Origin of the sequence: Paenibacillus sp. FSL H3-0469 (assembly GCF_038051945.1) — a bacterium.
Taxonomy (GTDB): Bacteria; Bacillota; Bacilli; order Paenibacillales; family Paenibacillaceae; genus Paenibacillus_AQ.
Genome location: NZ_CP150302.1, coordinates 2,899,428 through 2,925,514, shown reverse-complemented (window position 1 = coordinate 2,925,514; position 26,087 = coordinate 2,899,428). Strand labels below are relative to the sequence as shown.

Below are 26,087 nucleotides of genomic sequence, written 5' to 3'. Positions count from 1 at the left end.
AGGTTTGTAATGGAGTGCGGCCGGGAAGGGGCTGTGCTCCATTTTTGATACATACGGGGCATACAATCGTCACATATTGGCAACCTATGGGCTATCCGGTTCACTGATTTCGCAATTGGATGATTATGAGAGCGGTAATACGGTTAAGGAAGCTTGTTGAATTCAAATTAGGCTTGGAGGGTATCGATATGAGTGAAATGAACGCACCATTTACAGGCGGGCCTACCTTGAACGATGGAGTAACGATGCCGTGGCTGGGTCTTGGCGTATGGCAGACCAAGGATGGCGAAGAGGTTATCCGTGCGGTGAAGTCTGCGGTGGAGACGGGGTATCGCAGTATTGATACAGCTGCCGGCTATAACAATGAAGAGGGTGTGGGGCAGGCGATCCGTGAATGCGGAGTTCCCCGGGAAGAGCTGTTTATTACCACCAAGGTCCGCAACCCGGATCAGGGGTATGAATCGACATTGAAGGCTTTTGAAGTCAGCCGCAAGAAGCTGGGTCTGGAGCAGGTAGATTTGTACTTGATTCACTGGCCGGTGGCCGGCAAATATAAAGAAACCTGGAAAGCGCTGATCCATCTGCAAAAGGAAGGGCTGGTCAAATCCATCGGGGTGAGCAACTTCCAGCCGCATCATCTGGAGGATATCATCGAGGACAGCGGCGTGGTGCCAGTGGTAGACCAGGTGGAATTCCATCCGCTGCTGACCCAGCGTGAATTGCTGAAATATGCGCGGAAGCATGATATCCAGCTGGAAGCCTGGAGTCCGCTCATGCAGGGTAATCTGGATCTGCCGCTGCTGAAGGAACTGGCGGAGCGGTACGGCAAGACGGTAGCGCAGATTGTCTTGCGCTGGGATCTGCAGCAGGGCGTCATCACCATTCCGAAGTCGGTCCATCAGGAGCGGATTATCGAGAACGCCGGCTTCTTCGACTTCACACTCAGCGATGAGGATGTTAAGGCCATTGAGGACCTGAATCAGAATCACCGCTTCGGCCCGGACCCGGATAATTTCAATTTCTAGAGTTAAGATAGATTGATGAATCTATTGCTATACAAAAGGTGCCCTCCAGAATGTGTGCTTTACATTCTGGGCGGGCACCCTTTTTGAAATATAGAATTTATATGTTTCACTCTATAAATTATCCCTCTATTTCCCGCTGAAACGGTACCGTCCTTTAAAAGGACGGCAAAGCCGTTTCTACTTGATTTGAACTCAGCCGATCGACACATTGTATGTCTTCAGCCACAGGTTGACCTGGGCCAGATAAGCGAATAATTGCGGGCCGGACATCAGCTGGCCGAACCATGGCAGATTGGTCGAGGACTCTGGCGATGCGGCGATTTCTCTGATTTTGGCATGATCAATGAGCGGGAGGATGGGGGAAGAAGGATCGTCCAGAATGCTCAGCACCTGTGAGCGCACCTTGTTCAGATAGGCGGGGTTATGCGTTTTGGGGTACGGACTTTTTTTGCGGTAGAGCACATCGTCCGGCAGTACGCCCTCCAGCGCCTTACGCAGGATGCCTTTCTCCCGGTTGCCTACCATTTTAATCTCCCATGGAATGTTAAAAACATATTGCACCAGCCGGTGGTCACAATACGGAACGCGTACCTCAAGTCCCACGCCCATGCTCATCCGGTCCTTGCGGTCCAGCAGGGTCGGCATGAAGCGGGTAATGTTGAGATAGGACATCACACGCATCTGCGACTGTTTGCCGGTCTCACCGTCAAGCCTCGGCACCTCGGCCACCGCGTCGCTGTAACGGTCACCTAAATATTCCAGCGGACGTATCCACTCCCGGATTTCCGGCGATAATAATCCGGCACGCATGTTGGGGGCCACCGACCAGGGGAAGGTACCGGAAGATAACATCTCCTCGCGGTGGAACCAGGGATAGCCGCCGAATATTTCGTCGGCTGCTTCGCCTGAGATGGCTACTGTGGCCTTCTTTTTGATCTCCTGGCAGAACAAATAGAGTGAGGAATCCACGTCGGTCATCCCCGGCAAATCACGGGAGTACAGGGCATTATCGAGTGCGGCTACCAGCTCCGGTGTGTCAAAAGCGATAAAGTGATGATTCGTCTCCAGCTCGTCGACCATCCGCTGAATCCAGGGACCGTCGGCTCCGGGCTGGAAGGTATGGCTTTTGAAATGCTTATCGTTGTCTACATAATCGACCGAGAAGGTATCGACCCGGCCCTGGCCGGTCCGTTTGTAATAATCTACGGCAAGCGCGGTCAGGGCGCTGGAATCGAGTCCGCCGGAGAGCAGCGAGCAGACCGGGACATCGGAGACCAGCTGGCGCTCCAGCGTATCCTGAAGCAATTCACGCACCCGTGCTGCCGTCTCATCCACGTTATCGGTATGCCGGACACTCTCCAGCTTCCAGTAAGCATAGCTGCGGATTCCGCTGCGGCTGTAAATCATGGCATGACCGGGGCGAAGCTCGAATATATCTTTATATACCCCTTGTCCCGGAGTCCGTGCCGGACCGATAATGAAAATCTCAGCCAGACCCTCCGGACCGACCTTCGGCTGGACGAGGGGATGCTGCAGCAGCGCCTTGGGCTCGGACCCGAAGACGAAAACGTCATCGACTTGGCTATAGAACAGCGGCTTCACGCCCAGGCGGTCGCGGGCCAGGAATACCTGATCGCGCAAGCTGTCCCACACGGCAAAGGCAAAGATGCCATTGAGCTTCTCCGTGCAATCCGGCCCCCATTCGATGTAGGCATGCAGCAGAACCTCGGTATCGCATTCCGTGAGAAAATGATGCCCGCGCTGCTTCAGCTCTTTTTTCAGCTCAGGGGCATTATATAGCTCGCCGTTATATACTATTGCGTACAACTTATCTTCATGGCGGGCAATCATCGGCTGTGCACCGTTCTCAGGATCGATGACGCTGAGTCGGCGGTGACCGAAGGCAATAGGTCCTGAAATCCAGGTTCCGGCTGCATCCGGTCCGCGGTTGGCTAACGTTTCGGTCATTCTGACGAGCAGTTGCGAGTGCCCTGTAAGATCACCGCGCCACTGGACAAATCCGGTTATTCCGCACATGTCTGATTCATCCTCTCTTTTGTGCGATTGTTGTCTGTCCTTTCTTTTTTGCCAAGTAATACAGATATATGCCGATTGAAGGGATAAAATGTATGTCCTTATCCGAACACTAGGGGAGAGGGAAAATTGCCAGGAGGGATGATGACAAGTGTATTACATTAAAGACGCCAAAATCCGCAGAATGACTGATTACGACGGTGCGCCTTGCGCAGAGGTTGGCGTATTGCCCGGAGCTGTGGGCGATTCCGCGCTGCTGGTGTATATTGTTGAGGATCAGCGCGAGGAGGGCTATGAAATTGTCCGGATTCTGACGAATGATGCGGATACGGCCACCGACTGGTTCGACAATAATCTGCATGATGCCTTCCAGGACGTTACGGTCAGCGGCTTCACCGGCAGCACCGTGATGACCCCGGAGGATGAACGCTCCAAGTTCCAGCGCGAACTGCTCATCTTCGGCGATCTGAAGCGGCAGCTGGGCGAGCATTTCCGGCAGGTTCCCTGAGCTCACATCTTCCGCAGGTCATATCCAGGCTTGACTATAGAGCAGGAGGCTTTCCGTGACGGCGGTTACGGGAAGCTTCTTAACTGGAAGAGTTTGGTCTTGCTAATTCTGGTGAATCAGGTATAATAAATAACGTTGCGTTAATACATAACTCTTCAAAAGATTCAAATGATACAACGTTATCCTACATGTCCCGGTAGCTCAGTTGGATAGAGCATGCGCCTTCTAAGCGCACGGTCGGGGGTTCGAATCCCTTCCGGGACGTCAAAACAGCAGCCTTCCTTCGGGAGGGCTGTTTTGATTTCCGGAGGATGAGAACCCTTGGCGTCAGCCGGGGACGTTGGAGCATAAGCTTCGATAGGACTACTTCGCAATCAGCCCGAAAGGGCTGTATCCCTTCCGGGACGTCAAAACAGCAGCCTTCCTTCGGGAGGGCTGTTTTGATGTCCGGAGGATGAGAACCCTTGGCGTCAGCCGGGGACGTTGGAGCATAAGCTTCGATAGCATTACTTCGCAATCAGCCCGAATGGGCTGTATCCCTTCCGGGACGTCAAAACAGCAGCCTTCCTTCGGGAAGGCTGTTTTGATTTCCGGGGGATGAGAACCCTAGGCGCCAGCCGGGGACGTTGGAGCATAAGCTTCGATAGCATTACTTCGCAATCAGCCCGAATGGGCTGTATCCCTTCCGGGACGTCAAAACAGCAGCCTTCCTTCGGGAAGGCTGTTTTGATTTCCGGGGGATGAGAACCCTAGGCGCCAGCCGGGGGCGTTGGAGCATCGCTTCGATACATATGGGTGACCTAGCACGAACCTCGCGGACTGTAGATCCGTTATTTCGGCGGATTCCGACCTGTTGGCAGGCTGGGCGGACTGAGAATCCGTTAAGTAACCCATCACTCCTCATTTTGAGCTCGACCGTACCAATTAGTGTCCTCTGAGTCCGCAGCGTGGAGAAAATCAGGCTTTTTCGGCGAATAAGATCCTCTGTGTCCGCATAACACACTATTGCCTACATCCGCTCCGGCTTAGGCAGACCGAGTACATCGAGCGCTTCGCCCAGCGTATAGGTGAAGCTGCGGGTTAGCCACAGGCGGAAGGTGATGCTGGCTTCCCCGCCTTTGAGAATCGGACAAGCCGAGTAGAAGTTACTGAACAACGAGGCCAGGGAATAGGCATAGTTACAAATCGTATTCGGCGTAAGCTCCCGGCTTGCTGTATAGAGTGTGTCTTGCCACAAGCTGAGCTGTCTCAGCAAGGCAAGCTCAGCCGCTTCGAGCTGCGCCGGGAACAGCGGCACCCCGCCAGCGCCGGAGCCACCCACGCCGGACCCGCTAGCGCCATTCGCGCCCACGCCGGACTTGCTAACGCCAGCCGCGCCCACGCCAGACTCGCTAACGCCAGCCGCACCCACGCCAGACTTGCTAACGCCAGCCGCGCCCACGCCAGACTCGCTAACGCCAGCCGCACCCACGCCAGACTCACTATCGCCAGCCGCGCCCACGCCGGACCCGCTAGCGCCAGCCGCGTTCACGCTGCTCACATCACCCGCCGCCGCGGCCTTACTAAGCACGCGCTGCGCCCGGGCGTAGGCGTACATCAGGTAGACGCCGGTGTTGCCGGAGATTTCCATCGCCTGCTTGAAGTCGAACACAATCTCGGTGCCCAGATTGAAGCGCAGCAGGTAGTAACGGATGGCAGCGGTGGCGATGAGCCGGCTGGACAGGCCGTTTTTGTCCGAACGGGTGGATTCAATCATGTCTTCCATGAGCCGGACCAGCTCGGTCACCTTAATGCCGATTCCCTGACGCCCGGACATGGCGTAGGAGCTTTTGCCGCTGGAGGTATCAATGCCCAGACCGGCCGCAGAAGCGGGACTCAGCGAGACCACCCCATAGCTGACATGATGAAGCGCGTCTGCCTGCGCACCGAATCCCAGTGCCTTGAGCGCCTGCTTGACCATCAGCTGCGGATATTCCTGCCGGTAATCGATGACGTTCACGACCTGGTCCGCCCGTCCAAAAGGCAGAGCCTGTCCCCTCAAGCCGGTCGTCCACAGCCCGCTCTGAAATTCGCTGTAGCTGAAATCCTTCTCCAGCAGTCCGAACTTCCACAGATGATAGGCGATATCCTTGGCGGTATAGGTCAAAATTCCGTTCGAGCGCACCAGCACCTTATCCTTCTGATGCTCCTCCTGTGTGTCCGGTGCGTCGTCTTCAGCGGGTTGCTTCAAAATCCAGCAGCCTGCCAGCTTGCCTTCGGTCTCCTGCACGAAGATCTCCGTCTGCGACAGCAGCTCAAACGCCGAGGCCCAGAAGCCCTCCTTCAAAATACTGCTCTCCCACACCAGCAGATCGTAGTCAATGCCGAACCCCCGCATCTCCTCCACATGCTCTTTCACGATCTGCCCGGCGACGAGGTTGCCAATCCAGGCAGTATTACCATGGCCTTCCTCCAGCGCATGAAGGATCTCGGTCCGCTTCTGCACCATCTCCGGCTGCTGCGCGTACGTTTTGTTGATCTCGGCATAAATATCCCAGCAGTAATCCCCGAACCGGACATGTTCTCCCGCCAGCGGAACATTCAGCAGACCGGCTACGGTATCTGCCAGCTGATTGCCGAGATCATCCACATAGTTGTGTACCTCAACGGTATGGCCGGTTGCCCGCAGTACTCTCACCAGCGCGTCCCCGATACAGGAGTTTCTCAGGTGACCGATATGCATACTTTTATTGGGGTTGACGGAGGTATGCTCCACGATCACCTTCGACCCTTCTGTATGCTGAGGCAGCGTGAAATTCCCCTTCGCCCGTGCCCAGGCCTGCCAATCCAGATACATATTAATGAACCCCGGACCGGCAACCTCGGTTCTCAGCACCAGTCCGTGAACAGAGCCCGAAGCTTCGAGCTCGTTGACGATCAGTGCGGCGATAGCCAGTGGAGCTTTGCGCAAGGGGCGGGCCAGCTGCATGGCGATATTGCTTGAATAATCCCCGTGGTCGGCACTCGCCGGCTGCTCCAGGGCAACATTTACTTCAGCGATGGCGGGCACGCCCAGGGTTAGCACGATTTTGTGAACAGACTGCTTCAAGCTCTCTTGGATTAGCTCACTTAGCATTGGCATGAATAACAACCTCCTGAATAAAATAACGACAAAAAAAGCCTTCATCTCCTAAGAGACGAGGCTTGTGCGCTCGCGGTACCACTCTCGTTGCTGAGCCTTACGGTTCAGCCACCTTACAGGTTAACGGTCCTCGGCCGGGGCTTCCTACTACAGGGTTCAGAAGTCCATCTCACGGGTGCGCTTCATGGTTCTAATCTGTACCGGCTTCCACTTTCCCGGCTCGCTGGGGACTAGATATAAGACCATTACTCTCCCGGTCATCGATTGAATATGGATTTGTATCAGTATAGCGAATTTCTGCGAGAAAGCAAGAGCGGATTACCGTGCAGCAGGAGTCCAACCGTTAAGAGTTACTCGTCATTGGGCGCCCCTGTCAGGTTCTTGATGTCCGTTGAACCATAAATCAGCAGCATAATTACAATGACCAGCAGAATTCCGCCGGCAAACCCTTCTCCGTCAAAACTGTCCATAGCCTTGTACCTCACTTTCACTTTTCGCATGTGTTCATGTGTTTTCGGCTTTCTTTTTTAGAGCGGCCATGATCTCGTTCAGCGTCAGGCTGCTGTTGTCATCGAGGAAGCTGACCAGCTTATCGACGTTGTCACTACTTAGCTCGCTTAAGGTTTTATATTTGCCTACCAGACTGACGAACATCGACGCGTCCGTGTACATCTGGATAGAGTCTACTTTCAGCTTGCCGGTCAACAGAAGGGCAGCTACGGCAAATTCAAGCCCTTTAGGAGTCTGGGTTTTGGAGCTGGACGGTGTTTTTTTGGCGGCGGGCTTCTTTCCTTTTCCTGGAGGGGGCATGGGAGTCCCTTCTTCCGTTCGGCGTTCGTATGCGTAAAAGCGCAGCGCATGGGCGGTCTTTCCTTATTCAAGGATATGCGTGCCTGCAGTCATTGGTGAATAGGCTCAGGCCTGTGTCCACACCGTTACAGGAAAGTCCGAATATGAATATATCGTACTTTGACACTAGAACTTCAAGGGAGGACGAGACAGGATGGCGATTTTGTCAACAGGACCGATAGAGAACAATGCCGTTTCGGGAGTCAGACCTACGCAGACGGTGACGGTAAGAATTGTCAAGCGGAGTGCCCCAGGGAGCGCCTCTATTAGTATTCAGGGATACGTGCTGGGTGCTACCAGAACGCTGTATGTCAGTGAGGTAATTGATGTTGCTCCAAATCAGGTGGTAACCCGGAATTTTTTTGCCGATCTGAATGCCTATGAATTTGTGTTCATCACTGGAGAAGTAGACGAAGATGAGATTGGAATATCCGTGTGGGGCAAGACATCAACCGGCCAGCTGGTGAATGCACACCGTGTAGTGACGCATGAGAAATTAAGTTCCGACGTATAGAGTGGCAGGGTAATAAATTGGACTTCCCGGATGTAAAATGAAACAGGGACCTTAGAGCGCTACTCGCTCAGAAGGTCCCTGTTTTGAATTGGGGTTATACCAAATCGCAAACCTCGGCGGGCATCCAGTGCCCTCCCTTAGAATATACCGGACTTGCCGGATGCTTCCCAACCAGGTTCCGCTTCAGGACCTTGTCCCGTCTTCAACGCACGCAGTTTCCTGGTAAATGTATTCTGTGCAATAGAAACTGCACTTTTGGGCGCAAAAAACCATTCTACTGCATTTCATACATTTGATTTTTGAATTTCTGCTTCAAAACAGCAGATACGTAAGAATTTAGTGTACAAAGTGCAGCAGATCCGATTTCTCAGCCAATATGGCCTTATTCTAGTGTACAAAGTACAGCAGAACAGCAGAACAGCAGAATAGCAGAACAGCAGAAAATCTCCCAGGCCTGGGGCTGGCATTATCGCAGATGCCTCAGATGGAGAGGATCTCGCGGATGTCCTGCTCGCTCAGGCTCGACAACGCCTCCTGCCCCGGCTGGATCACCTCGTCAATCAGGTTTTTCTTCTTCTGCTGCAGCTCGTACATCTTATCCTCCACGGTACCCTGGGCTACCAGGCGGATAACCTGAACGATTTTTTTCTGCCCGATCCGGTGGGCGCGGTCGGCGGCCTGCTGCTCGACAGCAGGATTCCACCACAGGTCGTAAAGAATGACCGTATCGGCACCGGTCAGGTTGAGGCCGGTGCCGCCAGCCTTCAGCGAGATCAGGAACAGCTCGCGCTCGCCTTCATTGAAACGGCTGCATAGCTCAACCCGCTGGGAGGCAGGAGTCTGTCCGTCCAGATAGAAATGAGGAATCCCAAGCAGCGCCAGCTCGCGCCCTATCATACCGAGCATCTGTGTGAACTGCGAGAAGATCAGCATCCGTTTGCCGGAGCTGCGGCACTCATCGATAATCTCCAGCAGCTGCTCGAATTTGCCGGAGCCTCCGGTATATCCGTCTACGAACAGGGCCGGATGGCAGCATAGCTGGCGCAGCCGGGTCAGTCCGGCCAGCACCTTGATCCGGCCATTACCGAAGCTGTCGCTGTCCAGATGCTTGAGCGCCTCTTTGCGCAGGCGGGCCAGATAGGCGACATAGAGCCGTTTCTGCTCCGGCAGCAGCTCGGAGGCCTGGAGGGACTCGATTTTGTCCGGCAGCTCCTTCAGCACATCGCTCTTCAGGCGGCGCAGCAGGAAGGGGCGGGCGCGCCTGGCGACCGTCTCCCGGGGAAGGTCATGGAAGGCCTTCTTCCCGGGGAACAAGCCGGGGAAGACGACGCTGAAGATCGACCACAGGTCCTCCAGCGCGTTCTCCACCGGTGTTCCGGTCAGCGCAAAGCGGTAGCGGGCCTGAAGCAGTCTGACCGCCTGTGAAGTCATAGTCTCATGATTCTTAATCATCTGCGCTTCATCCAGAATGAGCGTATGGAACGACCGCTTGGCATACTCATCCACATCTCTGCGCAGCAGCGGATATGAGGTGATGATGACATCATGCCCGGCCGTGTTCCGCAGGGCCCGGCTGCGCTCACCGGCGTTGCCGTCGGCAATGACCGCTTGCAGCTCCGGCGCGAAGCGCTTCAGCTCGTTAAGCCAGTTATAGAGCAGGGAGGCCGGTGCCACAATAAGGGCAGGCACACCGCTCTGCCGGATGTCTTCCCGCATCGAGAGCAGGAAGGTGATGCTCTGCAGTGTTTTGCCAAGGCCCATATCGTCCGCCAGAATTCCGCCGAAGCGGTAATGGGCCAGCGTCCTCATCCACTGGAAGCCGTATTGCTGGTAGTCCCGCAGCACAGGAGCAAGACTCTCCGGCAGCGGGAAGTCCAGATTCTCGGGACTCGCCATATTGGCCAGCAGCCGCCGGAAGGAGCGGCCGGTCTCGATGGTCTGACCCTGGAAGGTGCCTGCATGGAGATGGAGAGCGCGGACCAGCGGCAGGGAGAACTCCGTACTCCGGATATCCACGCTGCGGACGCCGAGCTCGTTCATCAGCGCGATAATTTCCTGAAACTCTGCGGTGTCCAGCGGGAGCAGGGCTCCGTCCTTGAGCCGGTGATATTTCCGCTTTTCCTGGAGGGACTTAAGGACCTGGGTAATGTCCTTCTCCGTGATGCCCTCCATGGCGAACTTGAAGTCCAGCCAGTCAGTCTTCTCGTTCCAGCTCAGGCTGACCTTGGGCGCTGCATGCTCCGTAAGCACCCGATCCTTGACCGCAGTGGTCGCATAGACCTGAAGCAGCGGCTCCAGCAGCGGGATGGTATGATGCAGGAAGTCGAATTCCCCGTCCTCGTCACGCATGATATATCCGCTCTCCGTCCGCGAGAAGGACTCATGGGCCATCAGGTCCAGAATCCGCCGCTCGGCTTTTCCGTCCCGCATCAGAATGACCTCGCTGCTCCGCTCATGCGCCTTCTCTTCCAGCGGATTGATGACAATCCCGCCATACTGGAATTCAAGCCCGGCGAGCAGCCGGTCCCTTACCCGGTCCAGATAGAGTCTCGCGTGAAGCTGGGTCTGGACAATCCGGTCCGCAATGGTGTCGGCAATGCTCACCCTGCCCAGCTTCTTCAGCCCGGGAATGACGGTTTCCATGAAGGGCTCCATCTGCTCAGGCGCAATCGCCAGGCTATCCCGCCGGCTGCCGCTGAGCATCCGCTTCAGCTCGGAGAGCCGCCCGCATTCCTGCGCCGGAAGCTTCAGCAGCCTGCCCTCGGTCAAGACCATCCCGTAGCTCTCCAGAATCGTAAGCTGCTCAAGTCCCCGGACATCCAGCCGGTAGCCGTCCTCCTGTGCCTGGTCGAACTGGAAGCTGAGCGGCAGCAGCTCCTCCGAGAGGGACAAGCGTTCCATCAGAAGCTGTCCATGCTGAAGGCGAACGGCAGGCGCTGCTTCTAGCAGGGGATACAGACTTTCCCAGAAAAAAGGGGCAACCGGCAGCAGCCGGTCATTCCCGGTAGGGTTAGTGCGGGAACCATACGGGCTGGTGAGACTATTGTAGACCTTCTCATTGAGCATGATCTCAATCAGCTTCTGCAGGACCTCATTATCCTCCTTGGAGAAGCTATGCAGGGCAGGATCATAGCTGAAATGCGCCGTGAATTCAAAAGGCTCACCCCGGTGCACCTGCTCCAAAAAAGGTCTGATCTTCTGCACGATATAAAGGCGCTTAGGACCAAGCTTCACTTCCATCCCAAGCATGGTACTACCGTAGCTGAAGTTGAAGGGCCGGCAGATGAACTCGACCTGGAGCGGTGTCCGCAGATCGATGTACATGCCCGCACCGCTTGGCCGCTGCCGTCCTCCGGTGAATATCCCGAGCATGCTGCTCACCAGCTGCCGGTCTCCGCTGCGCTCCCTGGGCTCCGCCCCGGAGGGGCCGGAGCTGCCTTGTGCCAGCAGCAAACTGCCGTCCCTTGCGGGGTAAGCCTCCTCCGCATCTGCCTGCCTATCTTCAGCCTGTTCAGCTCCGGCCGCCCGGCTGCGGTAGAGGACCGCCACCAGCGCAGCTGCAATATGCTTGCAGAAGGGTCCGCCGCGGTAGTAAGCCGGGCAGGTGCATTCCCCCTGCACATCCCCGTCACTGTCGATAATCAGCGCAATCTCATGGCTGTCCAGCCCATGAACCTCAGCGCGGTATTTGGAATATTCCTCTTCCTCATTATGCTCCGTGTAGACTAGGTCCACCTTATGGGCATGATAATAAGCCGTTCCCTGATCAAAAGCGGCATTGCCGCACAGCAGCTTGATTACCCGTTCCGGCACCTGATAACCCACCTATACTCACTTCCTTTTATTGCTTCTGTCTAAGCCGCCCCTTCGGGGAATACCGTACTTAAAGATTATTTGTTCCCGCCGATCCCGTGCAGAATGAAGCTTATAGTCTGTTCAATCTCAGCCTCATCATTCCAGTCCTGCTCCGGCATCAGCACCAGCCGCGTCAGCAGGTATCCGATAATCGCCGAGATCGTGAAGCGGATAATTGCAGGTGTGGGCGCATCAATCACTTCACCTTCCGCTTTGAAGTGCTCAGTAATTGCAGTGACGCGGGCCAGGACCTGCTCGAAGATATTCTCGGTCAGCTGCTCCTTCAGCGCAGGCTGAAAGGGGATCTCCTGAATGAGAATTTTGACGATTTTCAGATTCCTGCGGACGAACTCCAGCCGGTTCACCATGAAGGCCTTAAGGAAATCCTCATAGCTCCCGAACGGCACATCCAGCACACCGCTGAAGTTGCGCAGCACGAACGGGGCGATCATCCGGCTCATGGTGGGGACCATGATGGCGAGCAGCAGATCTTTTTTGGTCCGGTAATAACGGAAGATCGTGCCTTCGGCCACGCCCGCCTTCTGGGCGATCTCACTGGTGGCAGCCGCCGAGAAGCCCTTCTCTGCAAAAACATCTATCGCCGCCCGCAGAATGGACAGCTGCTTGGGTGTGACCTGCTCCTTCTCGCTGAGATCCAGCAACTCCTGAACCCACTGGTCTTGCTCCAGCTGCTCCTGATCGGCAGCAGGGTTATTCTCCATCAATAGAACCTCCAGACTCTTGCAGTTCCTCCTAGTGTACCATAGCCCGTTCACCCTTCACATTCTGCGGTGCTTGCGCAGAGCCAGCACATTCAGCAGCATGAACAGCAGGGAGAAGCCGATCAGCATGAACACATCCCCGGCGATATCGCTCCAGCCTCTGCCGCGTACCATGATATCCATCAGTGCCTGTGAACCGTAGTACATCGGAGTGGCGAGTCCAATGCGCTGGAGCCAGAGGGGAAGGGTATCCAGCGGAAATAATCCGCTCAGGAAGATCTGCGGCACAATGACCAGGGGGATGAACTGGATCATCTGCAGTTCATTGGCAGCGAATGCCGAGAGCAGGGTGCCGAGGGTCAGCGCCGACATCGACAGCAGCAGCGTCATCAGCAGCACGTAGCCGAAGCTGCCTGTCATCATAATCCCCAGCACCTGGATCGAGAACCAGGAGATCAACAGGGCCTGGAAGACGGTGAAGATGCCGAAGCCGCAGACATATCCGGTGACGATCTCCCAGCGCTTCAGCGGGGTGGAGAGCAGACGCTCCAGCGTGCCCGTGGTCCGTTCGCGCAGGAAGGAGACCCCGGCAATCAGGAAGACAAAGAAGAACACGAACACCCCGATCATAATCGGGCCGAAGCGGTCAATCGTCTTCATATCCTCCGCGCCGTAGAGATAGCTGATCTGCGGCTGGAGCTGCCCGCCGCCCGGCGCTTGCGGCCGGAGGCTCTGCGCAGCTTCCTGGAGCGCCATGATCACAGCGCGGTTAGCCGCCGGATTGCTGCCTTCAAGGACAACAGCGGGTACGTCCCCCTTCATTGTAAGGAGAGCATCAATGTCTCCCGCCTTCAGGGCGGCCTGACCTGTTGATTCATCGGCATAGCCGGTAACCTCAGCCTGCTGGGCTTCCAGCGCTGAACTGAACACTGCTGCGCCACCGGAGACACCGATCTTAGGCTCATAGGCATCGCTGCCGAACACCAGGCTCATCAGACTAAGCACCAGTAGGGGAGCGATGAACATCAGTGCCATGGTTCTCCGGTCATGGATGAACTGCTGCAGAATTCTCAGGGTAATGGCCCGGATTCTCATCGGCGTGCACCTCCATAATAGAGAAAGGCTTCCTCAATGCTGGCGCTGCCGGTAGCCTGAAGCAGTCCAGCCGGAGTATCGGCCGCCAGCAGCACGCCGTCCCGGATCATTGCCAGCCGGTCACATTTCTCCGCCTCATCCATCACATGCGTGGTCAGGACAATCGTTGTTCCCTTACGGTTCAGCGCCTTCAGTTCCTTCCAGATGGACTGGCGCAGCACCGGATCGATGCCGACAGTCGGTTCATCCAGCAGCAGCAGCGGCGGCTCGTGCAGCAGGGCGATCGCCAGGGACAGACGGCGCTTCATGCCGCCGGAATATTGATCCACCCGTCTACGCAGATGCTCCTGCAGGTTCACCAGCTCCATCACATCCCCGATCCGCCGTGTGCGGTTACCGCCCTTCAGTCCGTAGAGCGCAGCAAAGAACTCCAGATTCTCCTTGGCGCTAAGCTCGGTATACAAGGCATCCGACTGGGCCATATATCCGATGTGCTGGAGCATGGCAAGCTTCGGCATCCGCACCCCGAGCACGGTGACCTCACCGGAGGTTACCTCGTCTATACCCGTAAGCAGCTTGACCAGCGTGGTTTTGCCGGAGCCGGATGGACCCAGAATCCCGAAGGTCTCTGCCTGATTCACCTGAAGCGTAATATCCTTCAACACTGTTTTATTGCCAAAAGCCCGGTTCACACGAGTAACCGCAATGACTGGCTTCCCCTCATCCATAGTAATCTCCTCCGTTTTTCCTCATAATGAGTGAGTGCTCACTCATTATACTAATGATTCCTTGCTCCAAAGTAAATAAAATTATAAGGATTATCCGTTACTTCCACTCCAGATCCGGGTAATAAAAGGGACATCCTATGTGAACCGGCATCCTGAGACCCAATTCACTAAAGGCGGTGAAATTATGGCAGGACATAAGCTGCTCCTTCCTCTAGGCGTGCTGCTGGCAGCGGCTGGACTTAGCGGCTGCGGCGGTGCAGACCATTCAGCTGGTGGCGGACGGTTTCATACCTTGGCGGACGAGAAGACGGAGGCAAAACAATATCTGCCGGAGGATCTGCCGATTCCTGAAGGGGCAGGTATTACTTTTACCCAAGGTGAACAGTCAGAGGGGAAGAAATCTTCGATGCTGATCTATCAGACGAAGGAGAGTATGGCCGCTCTTGGAACTACATATCAGAAGTATGTACGAGAGAAGGAGCTGGAACGCGGGACAGAGATAATGGACAGCCGCAACCTGCTGATTAACGGCAAAGTGAATGGCTCTTATTCGTATTCTATTATTGGCAGCCCCTCGGATTCAGAGCGCGGCGGGAATGAGATTATCGTGACGTGGATTGTGAATTAACAGAGGGTTTACAATAGGCCGGTCCGGGAGGGTTCCCGGGCGGGTCTTCTTTGGTTTGGGCTTGTAATTATTTTTACAGTTAATATTTCCATAACATTCCTGCGCAACAGAATTGACACTCGTAGACGAAAATAACATTAGCAGTTACCTATAGGAAAAGGGTGAATCTAATTGAAGAATAGTAAATGGATCGGCGCGGCTCTGGCTTCTGCACTTCTCGTAACAGGCGGGGCTGTTAGTGTTCTGGCGACAAGCAGCCAAGTAAGTGCCGCAGCAGTCAACACAGCAGCAGCTGTAGAGGGCAGCATGTCCTGGAGCATCAACGGTACGCCGGTTACACTCAGCACAATCAACAGCGGCGGGTACAAGCTCTATTCATTGAGCCAGGTAGCCGCAGAGCTGGGAGCAGGTCTTGTGCATAGCAGCAGCGGAATCCAGCTAAATGACAGCAAAGGTCTACATAATGTGCAAATCCAGGCAGGCGTGAAAAGCTATCAGGCGGATGGCAAAACCCTGGAATTCACAGTGGCCCCCGTCGTGCGTAACAGCAAAACGTATGTGGAGCTGACGAAGCTGGTTACCGCGCTTGGCGGTGAGCTGGAGCCCGATGCCCACACGATCCTGAGCTTCGCCCGGCCGGCCGGTTCATTCGATACCCTTCACTGGAGTGCCGACGGCGGTCTGATTGCGAATCAGAGCGACGCTGAATCCACCCTGCTCTATAAATTCACCCTGACTCCAGGTAACTATGATCTGTTCTCTTCCAGCGAAGGTGCGGTGGATTTCGCAGTCTCCGCCGACCAGCAATGGGGCGCATTCAGCGATGAGACCGGCCAGCTGAAGCTGATCAACCTGTCCACCGGCCTAATCAGTCCGCTCGGCAAGGATACCAGCGTGAAGACAGATATCGTGTGGTCCAGTGACGGCAAGACGCTCTATTTCGTCCAGGGCGACAAGCAGGAGAAGCTGGCACAGATTTCAGTAGAGACCGGAGAGGTTAAGGCTCTGCTTGAAGATAAAGTAGAGAACAAGTCGGAGCTCCGCATATCGGCAGACGGCAAAAGCGCAGTGTACATTGTCAACATCACCGGTACTGCGAAGAATGATGCCGATAGCACAGAAGATTCACTTACCGTAGACTTCAGCAAGGCCGGAGAACAGCTCTATAAGCTGGATCTTACCACCAAAGGTGCTAAGCCAGTCGCCTTGACTACTACACCTGACAACAAGCTGTATCCAGAGATTCTGGCTGGCGGCAGCGTGTCCTACCTGAGTGCGGATGCAGACGGCAATGCGGCTAACACGCTGAAGCTGATCACAGCAGACGGTAAAAGCACAGATGTTGCCCTCGGTGCTGAGGTGAATTGGTCCACAGGAGTTAGCACGGGCCTTGTAGTCTCCGGAACTACAGCGGATGGCAGCACGGTAATCTATTCTATTGCGGGCAGCGCAGCTCCGGCTGAACTGTACCGGACAGCCGAAGACGTATCGGAAGTAGCAGTATCGGCAGACGGGAGCAAGCTGGCGATCATCAGCGACGGCAAGGTATTGGTCATTCAGAACGGCAAAGCGCTGCAACTGTCAGGCTCACCGGAAGTAGCAAATTAATTACAACATTTATCGGCGCACACCGCCGGGAGGAGAATTCAGATATGAAGCTATTCAAAAAATTCACAGTTACAGCACTCACCGCGGTGATCGCGGTTACCGCATCCTTTGCAGGGGTAGCCGCAGCAGCGGACAGCCTCAAGGGTAAAATCACCGTTAACGGTTCTACGGCCCTGCTTCCGCTGACGCTGCAGGCCGCTAAGGAATTCCAGAAGCTTCACCCTAAAGTGAAGATCGCCGCTTCCGGTAAGGGTTCCGTGACCGGACCACAGGCCGTGAAGAAGGGGATTGCCGATATCGGAGCCTGCGACTGGGATGCCAGCATCGATGTTCCGGGCTTCAAGGCCTTTGACGGACAGGTGGCGAATAAGGTCGCTGTGATTCCTTTTGCAACCATCGTTAATAAGAATGTCGGAGTCGACAACCTGACTACAGAGCAGCTCAAAGGCATCTACGCCGGTAAAATCACCAACTGGAAAGAGGTCGGCGGGTCAGATGCGAATATCGTAGTGATCACCCGTGCCTTCGGCTCCGGTACCCGCGTTAACTATCAGGCCAAGGCGCTGGGCGGCGGAGATATCGTGAAGAAAGAGAAAAACTACAAGGAAACCGGCTCCAGCGGCGACATGAAAACAGCTGTAGGTACAACGCCTAACGCTATCGGATACATCGACCTTGTCTATGTAACGGGCGGCGATATCAAGGCTGTGAAGTTCAACGGTGTGGAAGCTAACACGGATAACGTAATCAACGGCTCGTACAAGATCTGGGCTTACGGCTACTATATGACAAAGGGCCAGCCGACCGGTGCGACCAAAGAATTCATCGAATATGTACAGAGCAAGAAGTTCCAGCAGGGCTCGCTTAAGAAGCTTAAGTTCATTCCAATCTCTGCTATGCAATCGTAAGATCTTTGAACGAAGCAAGCACAATAGATTGATAGGTAACAGCGGCCAGCTCCGGGATATTCGGGGTTGGCCTCTTACAGGAGGGAAAGTATGGGGGCACCGGTTCATGGCCTGAGCGTTAAGGCACAGACAAGCCTGGAGGAAGTTAAACGTAACACCAAGCGGCACCGCAGACATCTGCTCGGCAACAGCATCTCCCGTTATTATTTTTTATTCAGCATCCTTGCGCTCTGTCTTGTGCTGGGACTAGTTATTGTATTCATCGGCAAAACGGCGCTGCTGCTCTTCAGCCAAATCTCGCCTATGGACTTCTTCTTCTCGTTCAACTGGTCGCCGGAAGAGGAGATGTTCGGGGCAGCAGCCTTCATTGTAAATACATTATCGCTCACGGCACTGACCCTGGTCATTGCCGTGCCTATCTCAGTCGGGATGGCTGTGCTCTGTGCGGAGATTGCGCCGAAGTGGCTGAAGAGCTTCATCCGTCCGGTGCTGGATCTGCTGGTCGGTATTCCTTCTATTGTATACGGCTATCTAGGTTTGACCGTACTGCTGCCCTTCCTGCGCAGAATCAGCGGGGAAGGTCTTGGGGACGGACTGCTTGCCGCCGCACTCGTGCTGGCATTGATGGTACTGCCGACCATCTGCCGGATCAGTGATGATGCCATCGTTGCTGTTCCGCGCAAATACCGCGACGCTGCCTATGCGCTCGGCTCCACCCGCCTTCAGGTCATTATGCGCGTCGTGCTGCCCGCTGCCAGCCGGGGCATTATCTCGGCAGTGATTCTTGGCATGACCCGCGCAGTCGGGGAGACCATGGCGGTGGTGATGGTTATCGGCAATACGCCGCAGCTGGCGAAGAGCCTGTTCGCACCCACCTCGGTGCTGACCAGTAATATCGTGATGCAGATTTCCAACGTGGAGTTCGACTCCACCTGGAACTATGCCCTGCACATGATGGCCTTCCTGCTGCTGCTGATCTCGTTTGTACTGATTCTGATTATCCGGCTCCTGGGCCGCAAACGGAGGGATGCCTGATGAACGGATTTACACGCACACGTCATACGGCCAGAGCCCAGCGGCGCAATAAACTCGCGACTATCGGCTTCTATACGCTGGGCGCTCTGGTCATGCTGCTGATCTTCTGGCTGCTGTTCACCATTCTGAGCAAAGGCTTGCCGTCACTCCGTCCTGACTTCCTGCTGAAGCAGCCGGAGGAGATCGATGCCGGCGGCGGGATTGGTCCCGTCCTGTTCAACTCCTTCTATATCCTGTTCATCTCCCTGCTGATCTCGGTTCCGATCGGGATCGGGGCAGGAATCTATATGGCGGAGTATGCGCCGGATAATGCCTTCACGGGTGCGCTGCGCATCTGCGTGGAATCCCTGTCCTCGGTGCCGTCCATCGTGTTCGGCCTGCTCGGCCTGGCGATCTTCGCCGAATATTTCGGCGTCGGCCTGACGATCCTCGGCGGGGGTGTCAGCCTGGCGCTGCTGAATCTGCCGATGCTGGCCCGCGTCACAGAGGAGGCGGTGCGCGCGGTGCCCGGCGAGATCCGTGAAGCCGGCTATGCCCTCGGCATGACGAAGTTCCATGTCATCCGCAAGGTTGTCGTGCCGGTAGCCCTTCCGGCCATCGTCACAGGCGTCTGCCTGGTGGCCGGACGCGCCTTCGGGGAGTCGGCGGTCATTATCCTGACCGCCGGACTCAGCACCTCCGGCGAGATGTGGGACTTCAACCTGTTCTCACCGGGTGAGACTCTGGCTGTTCATCTGTGGTACGTGCAGTCTGAGGCCATTGTCGAGGATGCGCGGCAAATCGCGGATAAGTCCGCCGCCGTACTGGTCTTTGTCGTGCTGCTGATCAACTTTATGTTCCGCTTCCCGCTGTGGCTGGGCAACCGCCGCCGGGGGCGCTGAGACGGATACGGATGCGCGGATTCACGCTATCGCTATAACCCTGTAAGAACAGGCTGCTCTGCTATGGACAATCCATGGCGTGCAGCCTGTTTGCTGTGTAATGGAGGGAGCTTCGGAGTGCTCAGGGAAGCGCTGTAACTCACCTCTGAATTTCCTGTTTCCCGGCCCTGATATGTTATGATTTTACTAAATAGGTGCATGTTGGACTAGCCTGTATCTTAATTATAAGACCAAGGAAGCAGAACGCTGTGAGCACGCAGAAGACTAACCGCCGTAAGCCGAACCGCCGTAAGCCGAACCGTCGCCGAACCGGAAGCAGATGACCGCGTATCCATTGAATACCCCGCTGCCAAGGCCGGAGATGCTAGCCATTTTGCAGGCAGCCGATGAGATTATCGCGCAAGGGGGACGTACGCTTCTGGCCAAAATCCTGAAGGGCTCGAAGGAGAAGAAGCTGCTTGAACTACACATTATGTAATAACAACCCCTGCCCCTGCGGAAGCGGGAAAAAGTTCAAAAAATGCTGCAGCAAATACTGAGGCGCAGACGCTTAATAGCGTGACTTGAGCCGGTTCAAGGTGAACGGATAGAATATAGCCACCAGCAGAGCTATCCGGACTGAGGGTACGCTATTCGTCGAAAAAACCAACTTTTCTTTCTTAAACGGACTCCGAGAACGTTAAAGTGTGCATTCGAGCAGAAAAAGCGGAGAAACGTGTTACTTAACGGCCCCTGAGTCCGCATGACCCTGCGGACAGGCGTGATCCGCCGGAATAAGGGATTTCCAGTCCGCATAGTACGTGCAGGGTTCGTGCAGGGTTCGCTGTTACTCGGACATCCTTCCCAGGTAGCCGGTTCAATGTGGACGACAAGGTGAACGAATAGAATGTAGCCCCAGCTGAGGCATGCGGACTGAGGATACGCTATTCGTCGAAAAAACCAACTTTTCGTTCTTAAACGGACTCAGAGGACGTTAAAGTGTTCATTCGAGCAGAAAAAGCGGAGAAACGGGTTACTTAACGGCCCCTGAGTCCGCATGAACCTGCGGACAGGCGTGCTCCGCCGAAATAAGGGATCTCCAGTCCGCATAGTACGTGCAGGGTTCGTGCAGGGTTCGCTGTTACTCGGACATCCTTCCCAGGTAGCCGATTCAACGTGGACGACAAGGTGAACGGATAGAATGTAGCCACCAGCAGAGCTATCCGGACTGAGGATACGCTATTCGTCGAAAAAACCAACTTTTCTGTCTTTAGCGGACTCAGAGGGCGTTAAACTGTGCAGTCGAGCAGAAAAAGCGAAGAATCGGGTTACTTAACGGCCCCTGAGTCCGCATGACCCTGCGGACAGGAGTGATCCGCCGGAATAAGGGATTTCCAGTCCGCATTGTACGTGCACGGTTCCACTCTTCCACTACTAAGAGAGTAGTGGTTTCTTTGGAAATTCATTTCCCGCTCAAACAGCGGAGAGGATGGAACGATTGTGTAAAAGCGATAGCGTTCGCCTTGGTTTCCGGATTTTCACCGCTAAGGGGAATGAAAAAAATCTGGAAAACACAGCGATTGGAACAACGGTCCGTTCGCGCAGCGTCCACCCAAGCGCCCAAGTGGATCGTACTCAAAAAAATCCACCCCGAACGACAAAACAGCCCTCCCGAAGGAAGGCTGTTTCGTATACGTCCCGGAAGGGATGCAGCCCATTCGGGCTGATTGCGAAGTAATGCTGTCGAAGTGTATGCTCCAACGTCCCCTCGCTGACGCGCCGGGTTCTCATCCTCCGGACAACAAAACAGCCCTCCCGAAGGAAGGCTGTTTCTTTGACGTCCCGGAAGGGATTCGAACCCCCGACCGTGCGCTTAGAAGGCGCATGCTCTATCCAACTGAGCTACCGGGACATGAAGACTGACTGAAAAGCAAGCAAAAATTATGTTATCATACATAGTTAACTTTTTCAACTTGTTTTTTTGAAACCGTGCAGGGATATGCTATAATCTACAATTGATTAAGGTTCAGAAGCGATTACAGTTCGGAGAAAAGGAGGTGCCCTCATGAATCAATTCAATTCCCCCGCCAAAGAGAACATCGTGCTGTTTCCCAAGACCCTGGATTACTATCAGATTCAGCTCACAGTTATGCTGGAGAGTGAACGCTACGGGGAAGCGATGGAGCTGCTGCGTTTTTTGCTGCAGTGCCAGGGACAGGAAGAGCGGCACTACGAGGAATGGCGGTCGCTGCTGGAATGGCTGGTGGCGGCCTTCCCTCACGCGGCGCAGGGCGGGGAAGGGAACGTTGCCCCGGATGCGGAGGAGATGGATCTGGGGGAAGAGGATATGGCCCGGATTCTGGCCAGATCCAAGCTGGAGGAGGATGCGGAGTACCCGGATAAGCTGCTGAAGCGGGTCATGAATGAACCACTGTCCGAAGCGACGGTGCTGGCGCTGGAGCAGCTCTCCTACCTGGAGGGGAGCGGGGTAGATGAAGCGCTGACCGGGTGGCTCCAGCAGGCCGAGGTGCATCCGCTGCTGCAATTCCGTACACTGCAGACACTGCGGCGCAGAGGGGCGCAGGGGGCAATCAGGCTGAGCCGGGGCCATGAGGCCGCTGAGGTGGAGATCGAGACCGTGCCGCTGCAGAACGACGAGTTCCCGCCGCAGATCAGCCAGGTGCTGGAACGGGTGGCCGAGCAGGCGGAGGTGCATGAGCCGACGCTGTATTATTTTGCCCAGGAGCTGTGGGGGCAGTTCGTCATGTCCATCTACGGGACGGCGGATTACCGCAAGCTGCTGGACGGGGAGTATTCGCAGCTGGATATTTGGGCGGGAGCCCTGCATCAGATGGTGTCGGAGAGCCTGAACGGGGACCGCAAAGAAGAGGAAACACGGGGTATGTACGGCATCACCGATAGCATGCGCTTCCAATTTGAGGGAGCTTACCGTTCGCTCAGGGGATTCGTGAAGAGTTCTCTACTTGATAAATAAAGTAATGTTGTATATAATATAGTGGTTATTCTGTGCGTGAAATGTTGGACTATTTAAGTAAACATGTAACCTATTTTTGGAGGGAAAAGTATATTATGAAAGCAACTTGGGAAAAAATAGAGAAGAACCTCGGAGTTCTTGAAGTCGAAGTTGAAGCGGAACGCGTAGCTGCAGCACTCGACAAAGCCTTTAATAAAGTGGTAAAGAAAGCAAACGTTCCTGGATTTCGTAAAGGTAAAGTGCCACGGCCGATTTTTGAATCCCGTTTCGGTGTTGAAAGCCTGTATCAGGATGCTATCGACATTCTTCTTCCTGAAGCTTACGGCGAAGCCGTTGAACAGACTGACATCTTCCCTGTAGACCGTCCGGAAGTGGACATCGAGCAATTCGCCAAGGGCCAGCCGTTCATCTTCAAAGCGAAGATCACAGTTAAGCCGGAAGTGAAGCTGGGCGAGTACAAAGGTCTGGAAGTACCAGTACAGAAGGCAGAAGTAACTGACGAAGAGCTGAATGCCGAACTGAAGCGTCTGCAAGAGCGTCACGCTGAGCTAGTTGTTATCGAAGAAGGAGCAGCAGCGAACGGCGACATCACTATCATTGATTTTGACGGTTCGGTTGACGGCGTTCCATTCGAAGGCGGACAGGCTGAGCGTCATTCCCTGGAGCTGGGCAGCAATTCCTTCATTCCAGGATTTGAAGAGCAGGTAGTGGGCATGTCCACTGGAGACTTCAAGGATGTTGAAGTAACCTTCCCTGAGACTTACCACGCTGCTGAACTGGCAGGCAAAGCTGCTGTATTCAAAGTGAAGCTGCATGAAATCAAGCGCAAACAGCTTCCTGAGCTGGATGATGAATTCGCCAAGGACGTTAGTGAATTCGATACACTGGAAGAATACAAAGCAGACCTGAAGGCACAGCTCGAATCCCGCAAGCAGGAAGAACTGAAGAGCGTTCGTGAATCCGCAGTAGTTGACGCAGCAGCAGCAAATGCTGAAGTGGAAATTCCTGAGGCGATGATCGCCAGCGAAGTGGAGAACATGGTTCGTGACTTCGATACCCGTCTCCGCCAGCAGGGCATGAACATGGACATGTTCCTCAGCTTCTCCGGCCAGACCCGTGAAGACCTGCAGGGACAAATGAAGGGCGATGCTGAGAAGCGCGTTCGTAACAATCTTGTTCTGGAAGTTATTGCCAAGGAAGAGAACATCGAAGTGTCGGAAGAAGAAGTTACGCAAGAGCTGGCTACTATGGCTGAAGCTTACAAGCGTACTCCTGAAGAAATCCGCAGCATCCTGGCAGCCAATGGTTCCCTGAGCAGCCTGAATGATGAGATCTCCCTGCGCAAGACAATCGATTTCCTCGTTAGCAACAGCGTGGAAGTTGAAGCACCGGCAGCACCTGCAGAAGAAGCGGCAGCAGAAGAAGCAAAGGCTGAGTAAGCTTCATTCCTTTACCTAGAACGGCTATCCATTAGCCTCCATAGAGATTTGATAAGGCACGTAAGTTTTTGTTACGTGCCTTATTTTTATCGGGGGCCGGGCGTTTATCAGTACATATCATGAACCCTTCAATTGGCATTGTCCGCGGAATTGCGTTATAATGGCATGCACATGAGCAATGCGGTTTAATGGCACAGTGAATAAATGACATCCCGCTTTGAACGTGTTAAAATATTTCTGAAACGGAAAGACTAATCTGTATAGAGAAAAGAGGTTGGTGGCATGAGTCTGGTACCAATGGTTGTGGAAACGACAAGCCGGGGAGAACGCTCATACGATATCTATTCCAGATTGCTCAAGGATCGCATCATCTTCCTGAGCAGTGCGATTGACGATGATGTCGCCAATCTGGTTATTGCGCAGTTGCTGTTCCTGGCAGCAGATGACCCCGAAAAAGACATTCACTTGTACCTCAACTCGCCCGGTGGTTCTGTTACAGCCGGCATGGGTATATATGATACGATGCAATATATCAAACCGGATGTTTCAACGATTTGCGTAGGGATGGCAGCCAGTATGGGATCATTGCTCCTGACAGCCGGAGCGCCCGGCAAGAGATATGCGCTGACCAACAGCGAGGTCATGATTCATCAGCCGCTCGGCGGCGTTCAGGGGCAGGCGTCCGACATCTGGATTCACACCGACTGGATTCTCAAGACGAAGCAGAAGCTGAATCAGATTTATGTAGAGCGCACAGGTCAGCCCCTTGACAAAATCGAACGGGATACAGACCGCGATAACTTCATGAGCGCGGAAGAAGCGAAGGAATACGGGCTCATTGACCAGGTTCTCTCTTCACCGATCATATCTTAAAGGGGTGGTAAGATGTTTAAATTTAATGATGAAAAAGGGCAGTTGAAATGTTCCTTTTGCGGCAAATCACAAGAGCAGGTTCGTAAGCTCGTAGCGGGACCTGGCGTTTATATATGTGACGAATGCATCGAGCTGTGCACGGAGATTGTGGAAGAGGAGCTGGGCCACGAAGAAGAGCTGGATATGAAGGATATTCCGAAACCGAAGGAAATCCGCGATATTCTGGATCAATACGTGATCGGCCAGGAGCAAGCGAAGAAATCGCTCTCCGTTGCTGTATACAATCACTACAAGCGTGTGAACAGCCAGAGCAAGATTGAAGATGTGGAGCTGACGAAGAGCAACATTCTGCTGCTCGGACCTACAGGCTCAGGTAAGACCCTGCTGGCGCAGACGATGGCGAAGATTATCAACGTGCCTTTTGCCATTGCAGATGCCACTTCCCTGACGGAAGCCGGTTATGTGGGTGAAGACGTCGAGAACATTCTCCTGAAGCTGATTCAAGCGGCTGATTATGATGTGGAGAAAGCCGAACGCGGCATTATCTATATAGACGAAATTGATAAGGTAGCGCGTAAATCCGAGAACCCGTCCATCACCCGTGACGTATCCGGTGAAGGCGTTCAGCAGGCGCTGCTGAAGATTCTGGAAGGTACGGTTGCTTCGGTTCCACCGCAAGGCGGACGCAAGCATCCTCATCAGGAATTCATCCAGATCGATACAACGAACATCCTGTTCATCGTGGGCGGTGCCTTCGACGGCCTGGAGCAAATGATCAAGCGCCGTATCGGCAAAAAAGTCATCGGCTTCAACGCTGCGGTTGAAGGACAGAAGGATCTTAAGGCGGGTGAATACCTGTCCATGGTATTGCCTGAGGATCTCCTGAAGTTCGGCCTTATCCCAGAGTTCGTTGGCCGTCTGCCGGTTATCTCGACCTTGGAGCCGCTTGATGAGGCAACACTGGTGCGTATTCTCTCCGAGCCTAAGAATGCGCTCGTGAAGCAGTATGTGAAGCTGCTGGAGATGGATAATGTAGCATTGAAGTTCGAGCCGCTTGCTCTTGAAGCAATTGCCAAGGAAGCGATCAAGCGCAACACCGGTGCCCGCGGACTGCGTGCCATCATTGAGAGCATTATGCTTGATGTGATGTACGAGGTGCCTTCACGTGATGACATAAAGGATTGTGTCATTACTGAGCAGGTTGTTAACGAGAAGTCCCTGCCGGAGCTTAGTCTCAAGAAGGATAAGAAAAAAGAAGAAAGCGCGTAAGTCAGGCTTCATTACCCGGCC

Annotated in this window: 19 protein-coding genes, 2 tRNA genes and 1 other annotated feature; of the genes, 13 read left to right on the top strand and 8 right to left on the bottom strand. The window is 54.5% G+C overall.

All coding sequences use genetic code 11. From position 1 onward, the window contains the following. Positions 1-188: 188 nt before the first annotated feature. Positions 189-1,025: an aldo/keto reductase gene (locus NSS83_RS12645; protein WP_341184198.1), complete on the top strand. Its 837-nt coding sequence runs from the start codon at positions 189-191 to the stop codon at positions 1,023-1,025. 192 nt (positions 1,026-1,217) lie between these two features. Here NSS83_RS12645 and asnB read toward each other — a convergent pair whose 3' ends face one another. After that, positions 1,218-3,062 carry an asparagine synthase (glutamine-hydrolyzing) gene (gene asnB / locus NSS83_RS12640; protein ID WP_341184199.1) on the bottom strand — a complete coding sequence of 615 codons (1,845 nt, stop codon included), beginning with the start codon at positions 3,060-3,062 and terminating at the stop codon, positions 1,218-1,220. A gap of 148 nt (positions 3,063-3,210) precedes the next feature. Here asnB and NSS83_RS12635 point away from each other — a divergent pair, with 148 nt between their 5' ends. Together NSS83_RS12635 and NSS83_RS12630 are read left to right on the top strand one after the other, a co-directional pair. Continuing rightward, positions 3,211-3,567, top strand: a complete 357-nt coding sequence (locus tag NSS83_RS12635) for a hypothetical protein (RefSeq protein ID WP_076083164.1) — start codon at positions 3,211-3,213, stop codon at positions 3,565-3,567. 190 nt (positions 3,568-3,757) lie between these two features. Beyond that, positions 3,758-3,831 (top strand) — tRNA-Arg (locus NSS83_RS12630). A gap of 745 nt (positions 3,832-4,576) precedes the next feature. Here NSS83_RS12630 and argS read toward each other — a convergent pair. Further along, a complete protein-coding gene (gene argS / locus NSS83_RS12625; protein ID WP_341348725.1) occupies positions 4,577-6,682 on the bottom strand; it encodes an arginine--tRNA ligase in 2,106 nt (701 codons plus the stop codon). 54 nt (positions 6,683-6,736) lie between these two features. Continuing rightward, positions 6,737-6,958 (bottom strand) — a binding site (T-box leader). Positions 6,959-7,192: 234 nt separating this feature from the next. Continuing rightward, positions 7,193-7,498 carry a hypothetical protein gene (locus NSS83_RS12620; RefSeq protein ID WP_076086516.1) on the bottom strand — a complete coding sequence of 102 codons (306 nt, stop codon included), beginning with the start codon at positions 7,496-7,498 and terminating at the stop codon, positions 7,193-7,195. A 193-nt stretch (positions 7,499-7,691) separates the two neighbouring features. Here NSS83_RS12620 and NSS83_RS12615 point away from each other — a divergent pair, with 193 nt between their 5' ends. After that, positions 7,692-8,051, top strand: coding sequence for a hypothetical protein (locus NSS83_RS12615; protein WP_341184201.1), 360 nt, complete (start codon positions 7,692-7,694; stop codon positions 8,049-8,051). A gap of 480 nt (positions 8,052-8,531) precedes the next feature. Here the strand turns inward: NSS83_RS12615 and NSS83_RS12610 are convergent, their stop codons facing one another. From NSS83_RS12610 to NSS83_RS12595, 4 genes are all read right to left on the bottom strand, one after another. Beyond that, on the bottom strand, positions 8,532-11,876 hold the full coding sequence (locus NSS83_RS12610) for an SNF2 helicase associated domain-containing protein (protein ID WP_341348362.1): 3,345 nt from the start codon (positions 11,874-11,876) through the stop codon (positions 8,532-8,534). 65 nt (positions 11,877-11,941) lie between these two features. Then, positions 11,942-12,628: a helix-turn-helix domain-containing protein gene (locus NSS83_RS12605; protein ID WP_341184203.1), complete on the bottom strand. Its 687-nt coding sequence runs from the start codon at positions 12,626-12,628 to the stop codon at positions 11,942-11,944. A gap of 57 nt (positions 12,629-12,685) precedes the next feature. Further along, entirely contained in the window at positions 12,686-13,723 is a 1,038-nt protein-coding gene (locus NSS83_RS12600) for an ABC transporter permease (RefSeq protein WP_341184204.1), read from the bottom strand. After that, the gene (locus tag NSS83_RS12595) at positions 13,720-14,451 is read right to left on the bottom strand and encodes an ABC transporter ATP-binding protein (protein ID WP_341184205.1); all 732 of its coding nucleotides are present in this window, start codon (positions 14,449-14,451) and stop codon (positions 13,720-13,722) included. The genes NSS83_RS12600 and NSS83_RS12595 overlap by 4 nt, the downstream gene beginning before the upstream one ends. Before the next feature lie 184 nt (positions 14,452-14,635). Between NSS83_RS12595 and NSS83_RS12590 the strand changes: the two genes are divergently transcribed. From NSS83_RS12590 to pstA, 5 genes are all read left to right on the top strand, one after another. After that, the gene (locus NSS83_RS12590) at positions 14,636-15,079 is read left to right on the top strand and encodes a hypothetical protein (RefSeq protein ID WP_341184206.1); all 444 of its coding nucleotides are present in this window, start codon (positions 14,636-14,638) and stop codon (positions 15,077-15,079) included. 171 nt (positions 15,080-15,250) lie between these two features. Continuing rightward, positions 15,251-16,687, top strand: a complete 1,437-nt coding sequence (locus tag NSS83_RS12585; RefSeq protein ID WP_341348361.1) for a stalk domain-containing protein — start codon at positions 15,251-15,253, stop codon at positions 16,685-16,687. A gap of 44 nt (positions 16,688-16,731) precedes the next feature. Then, positions 16,732-17,595 carry a phosphate ABC transporter substrate-binding protein gene (locus tag NSS83_RS12580; RefSeq protein WP_341184208.1) on the top strand — a complete coding sequence of 288 codons (864 nt, stop codon included), beginning with the start codon at positions 16,732-16,734 and terminating at the stop codon, positions 17,593-17,595. A 90-nt stretch (positions 17,596-17,685) separates the two neighbouring features. Then, positions 17,686-18,630, top strand: a complete 945-nt coding sequence (pstC, locus tag NSS83_RS12575; RefSeq protein WP_341348360.1) for a phosphate ABC transporter permease subunit PstC — start codon at positions 17,686-17,688, stop codon at positions 18,628-18,630. After that, complete coding sequence (pstA, locus tag NSS83_RS12570) at positions 18,630-19,511, top strand: phosphate ABC transporter permease PstA (RefSeq protein WP_341184210.1); 882 nt, start codon at positions 18,630-18,632, stop codon at positions 19,509-19,511. The genes pstC and pstA overlap by 1 nt, the downstream gene beginning before the upstream one ends. A 1,817-nt stretch (positions 19,512-21,328) precedes the next feature. On the opposite strand, the gene NSS83_RS12565 is transcribed toward pstA, so the two are convergent. Then, a tRNA-Arg gene (locus tag NSS83_RS12565) sits at positions 21,329-21,402 on the bottom strand. Positions 21,403-21,555: 153 nt separating this feature from the next. Between NSS83_RS12565 and NSS83_RS12560 the strand changes: the two genes are divergently transcribed. From NSS83_RS12560 to clpX, 4 genes are all read left to right on the top strand, one after another. Continuing rightward, on the top strand, positions 21,556-22,485 hold the full coding sequence (locus NSS83_RS12560) for a hypothetical protein (RefSeq protein ID WP_341184211.1): 930 nt from the start codon (positions 21,556-21,558) through the stop codon (positions 22,483-22,485). Positions 22,486-22,580: 95 nt separating this feature from the next. Continuing rightward, a complete protein-coding gene (gene tig, locus NSS83_RS12555; protein WP_341184212.1) occupies positions 22,581-23,924 on the top strand; it encodes a trigger factor in 1,344 nt (447 codons plus the stop codon). Positions 23,925-24,206: 282 nt separating this feature from the next. Beyond that, positions 24,207-24,797, top strand: a complete 591-nt coding sequence (gene clpP, locus NSS83_RS12550; RefSeq protein ID WP_036697575.1) for an ATP-dependent Clp endopeptidase proteolytic subunit ClpP — start codon at positions 24,207-24,209, stop codon at positions 24,795-24,797. 12 nt (positions 24,798-24,809) lie between these two features. Then, entirely contained in the window at positions 24,810-26,066 is a 1,257-nt protein-coding gene (clpX, locus tag NSS83_RS12545) for an ATP-dependent Clp protease ATP-binding subunit ClpX (protein WP_341184213.1), read from the top strand. Positions 26,067-26,087: the final 21 nt, after the last annotated feature.

Excerpts from the sequence above, each read along its gene's own strand:
- NSS83_RS12595 (WP_341184205.1), bottom strand. The coding sequence starts at position 14,451 with ATGGATGAGGGGAAGCCAGTCATTGCGGTTACTCGTGTGAACCGGGCT.
- clpP (WP_036697575.1), top strand. The coding sequence starts at position 24,207 with ATGAGTCTGGTACCAATGGTTGTGGAAACGACAAGCCGGGGAGAACGC.
- NSS83_RS12620 (WP_076086516.1), bottom strand. The coding sequence starts at position 7,498 with ATGCCCCCTCCAGGAAAAGGAAAGAAGCCCGCCGCCAAAAAAACACCG.
- asnB (WP_341184199.1), bottom strand. The coding sequence starts at position 3,062 with ATGTGCGGAATAACCGGATTTGTCCAGTGGCGCGGTGATCTTACAGGG.
- tig (WP_341184212.1), top strand. The coding sequence starts at position 22,581 with ATGAAAGCAACTTGGGAAAAAATAGAGAAGAACCTCGGAGTTCTTGAA.
- NSS83_RS12645 (WP_341184198.1), top strand. The coding sequence starts at position 189 with ATGAGTGAAATGAACGCACCATTTACAGGCGGGCCTACCTTGAACGAT.
- NSS83_RS12560 (WP_341184211.1), top strand. The coding sequence starts at position 21,556 with ATGAATCAATTCAATTCCCCCGCCAAAGAGAACATCGTGCTGTTTCCC.
- NSS83_RS12590 (WP_341184206.1), top strand. The coding sequence starts at position 14,636 with ATGGCAGGACATAAGCTGCTCCTTCCTCTAGGCGTGCTGCTGGCAGCG.
- NSS83_RS12615 (WP_341184201.1), top strand. The coding sequence starts at position 7,692 with ATGGCGATTTTGTCAACAGGACCGATAGAGAACAATGCCGTTTCGGGA.
- clpX (WP_341184213.1), top strand. The coding sequence starts at position 24,810 with ATGTTTAAATTTAATGATGAAAAAGGGCAGTTGAAATGTTCCTTTTGC.
- NSS83_RS12605 (WP_341184203.1), bottom strand. The coding sequence starts at position 12,628 with ATGGAGAATAACCCTGCTGCCGATCAGGAGCAGCTGGAGCAAGACCAG.
- argS (WP_341348725.1), bottom strand. The coding sequence starts at position 6,682 with ATGCTAAGTGAGCTAATCCAAGAGAGCTTGAAGCAGTCTGTTCACAAA.
- pstA (WP_341184210.1), top strand. The coding sequence starts at position 18,630 with ATGAACGGATTTACACGCACACGTCATACGGCCAGAGCCCAGCGGCGC.
- pstC (WP_341348360.1), top strand. The coding sequence starts at position 17,686 with ATGGGGGCACCGGTTCATGGCCTGAGCGTTAAGGCACAGACAAGCCTG.
- NSS83_RS12600 (WP_341184204.1), bottom strand. The coding sequence starts at position 13,723 with ATGAGAATCCGGGCCATTACCCTGAGAATTCTGCAGCAGTTCATCCAT.
- NSS83_RS12580 (WP_341184208.1), top strand. The coding sequence starts at position 16,732 with ATGAAGCTATTCAAAAAATTCACAGTTACAGCACTCACCGCGGTGATC.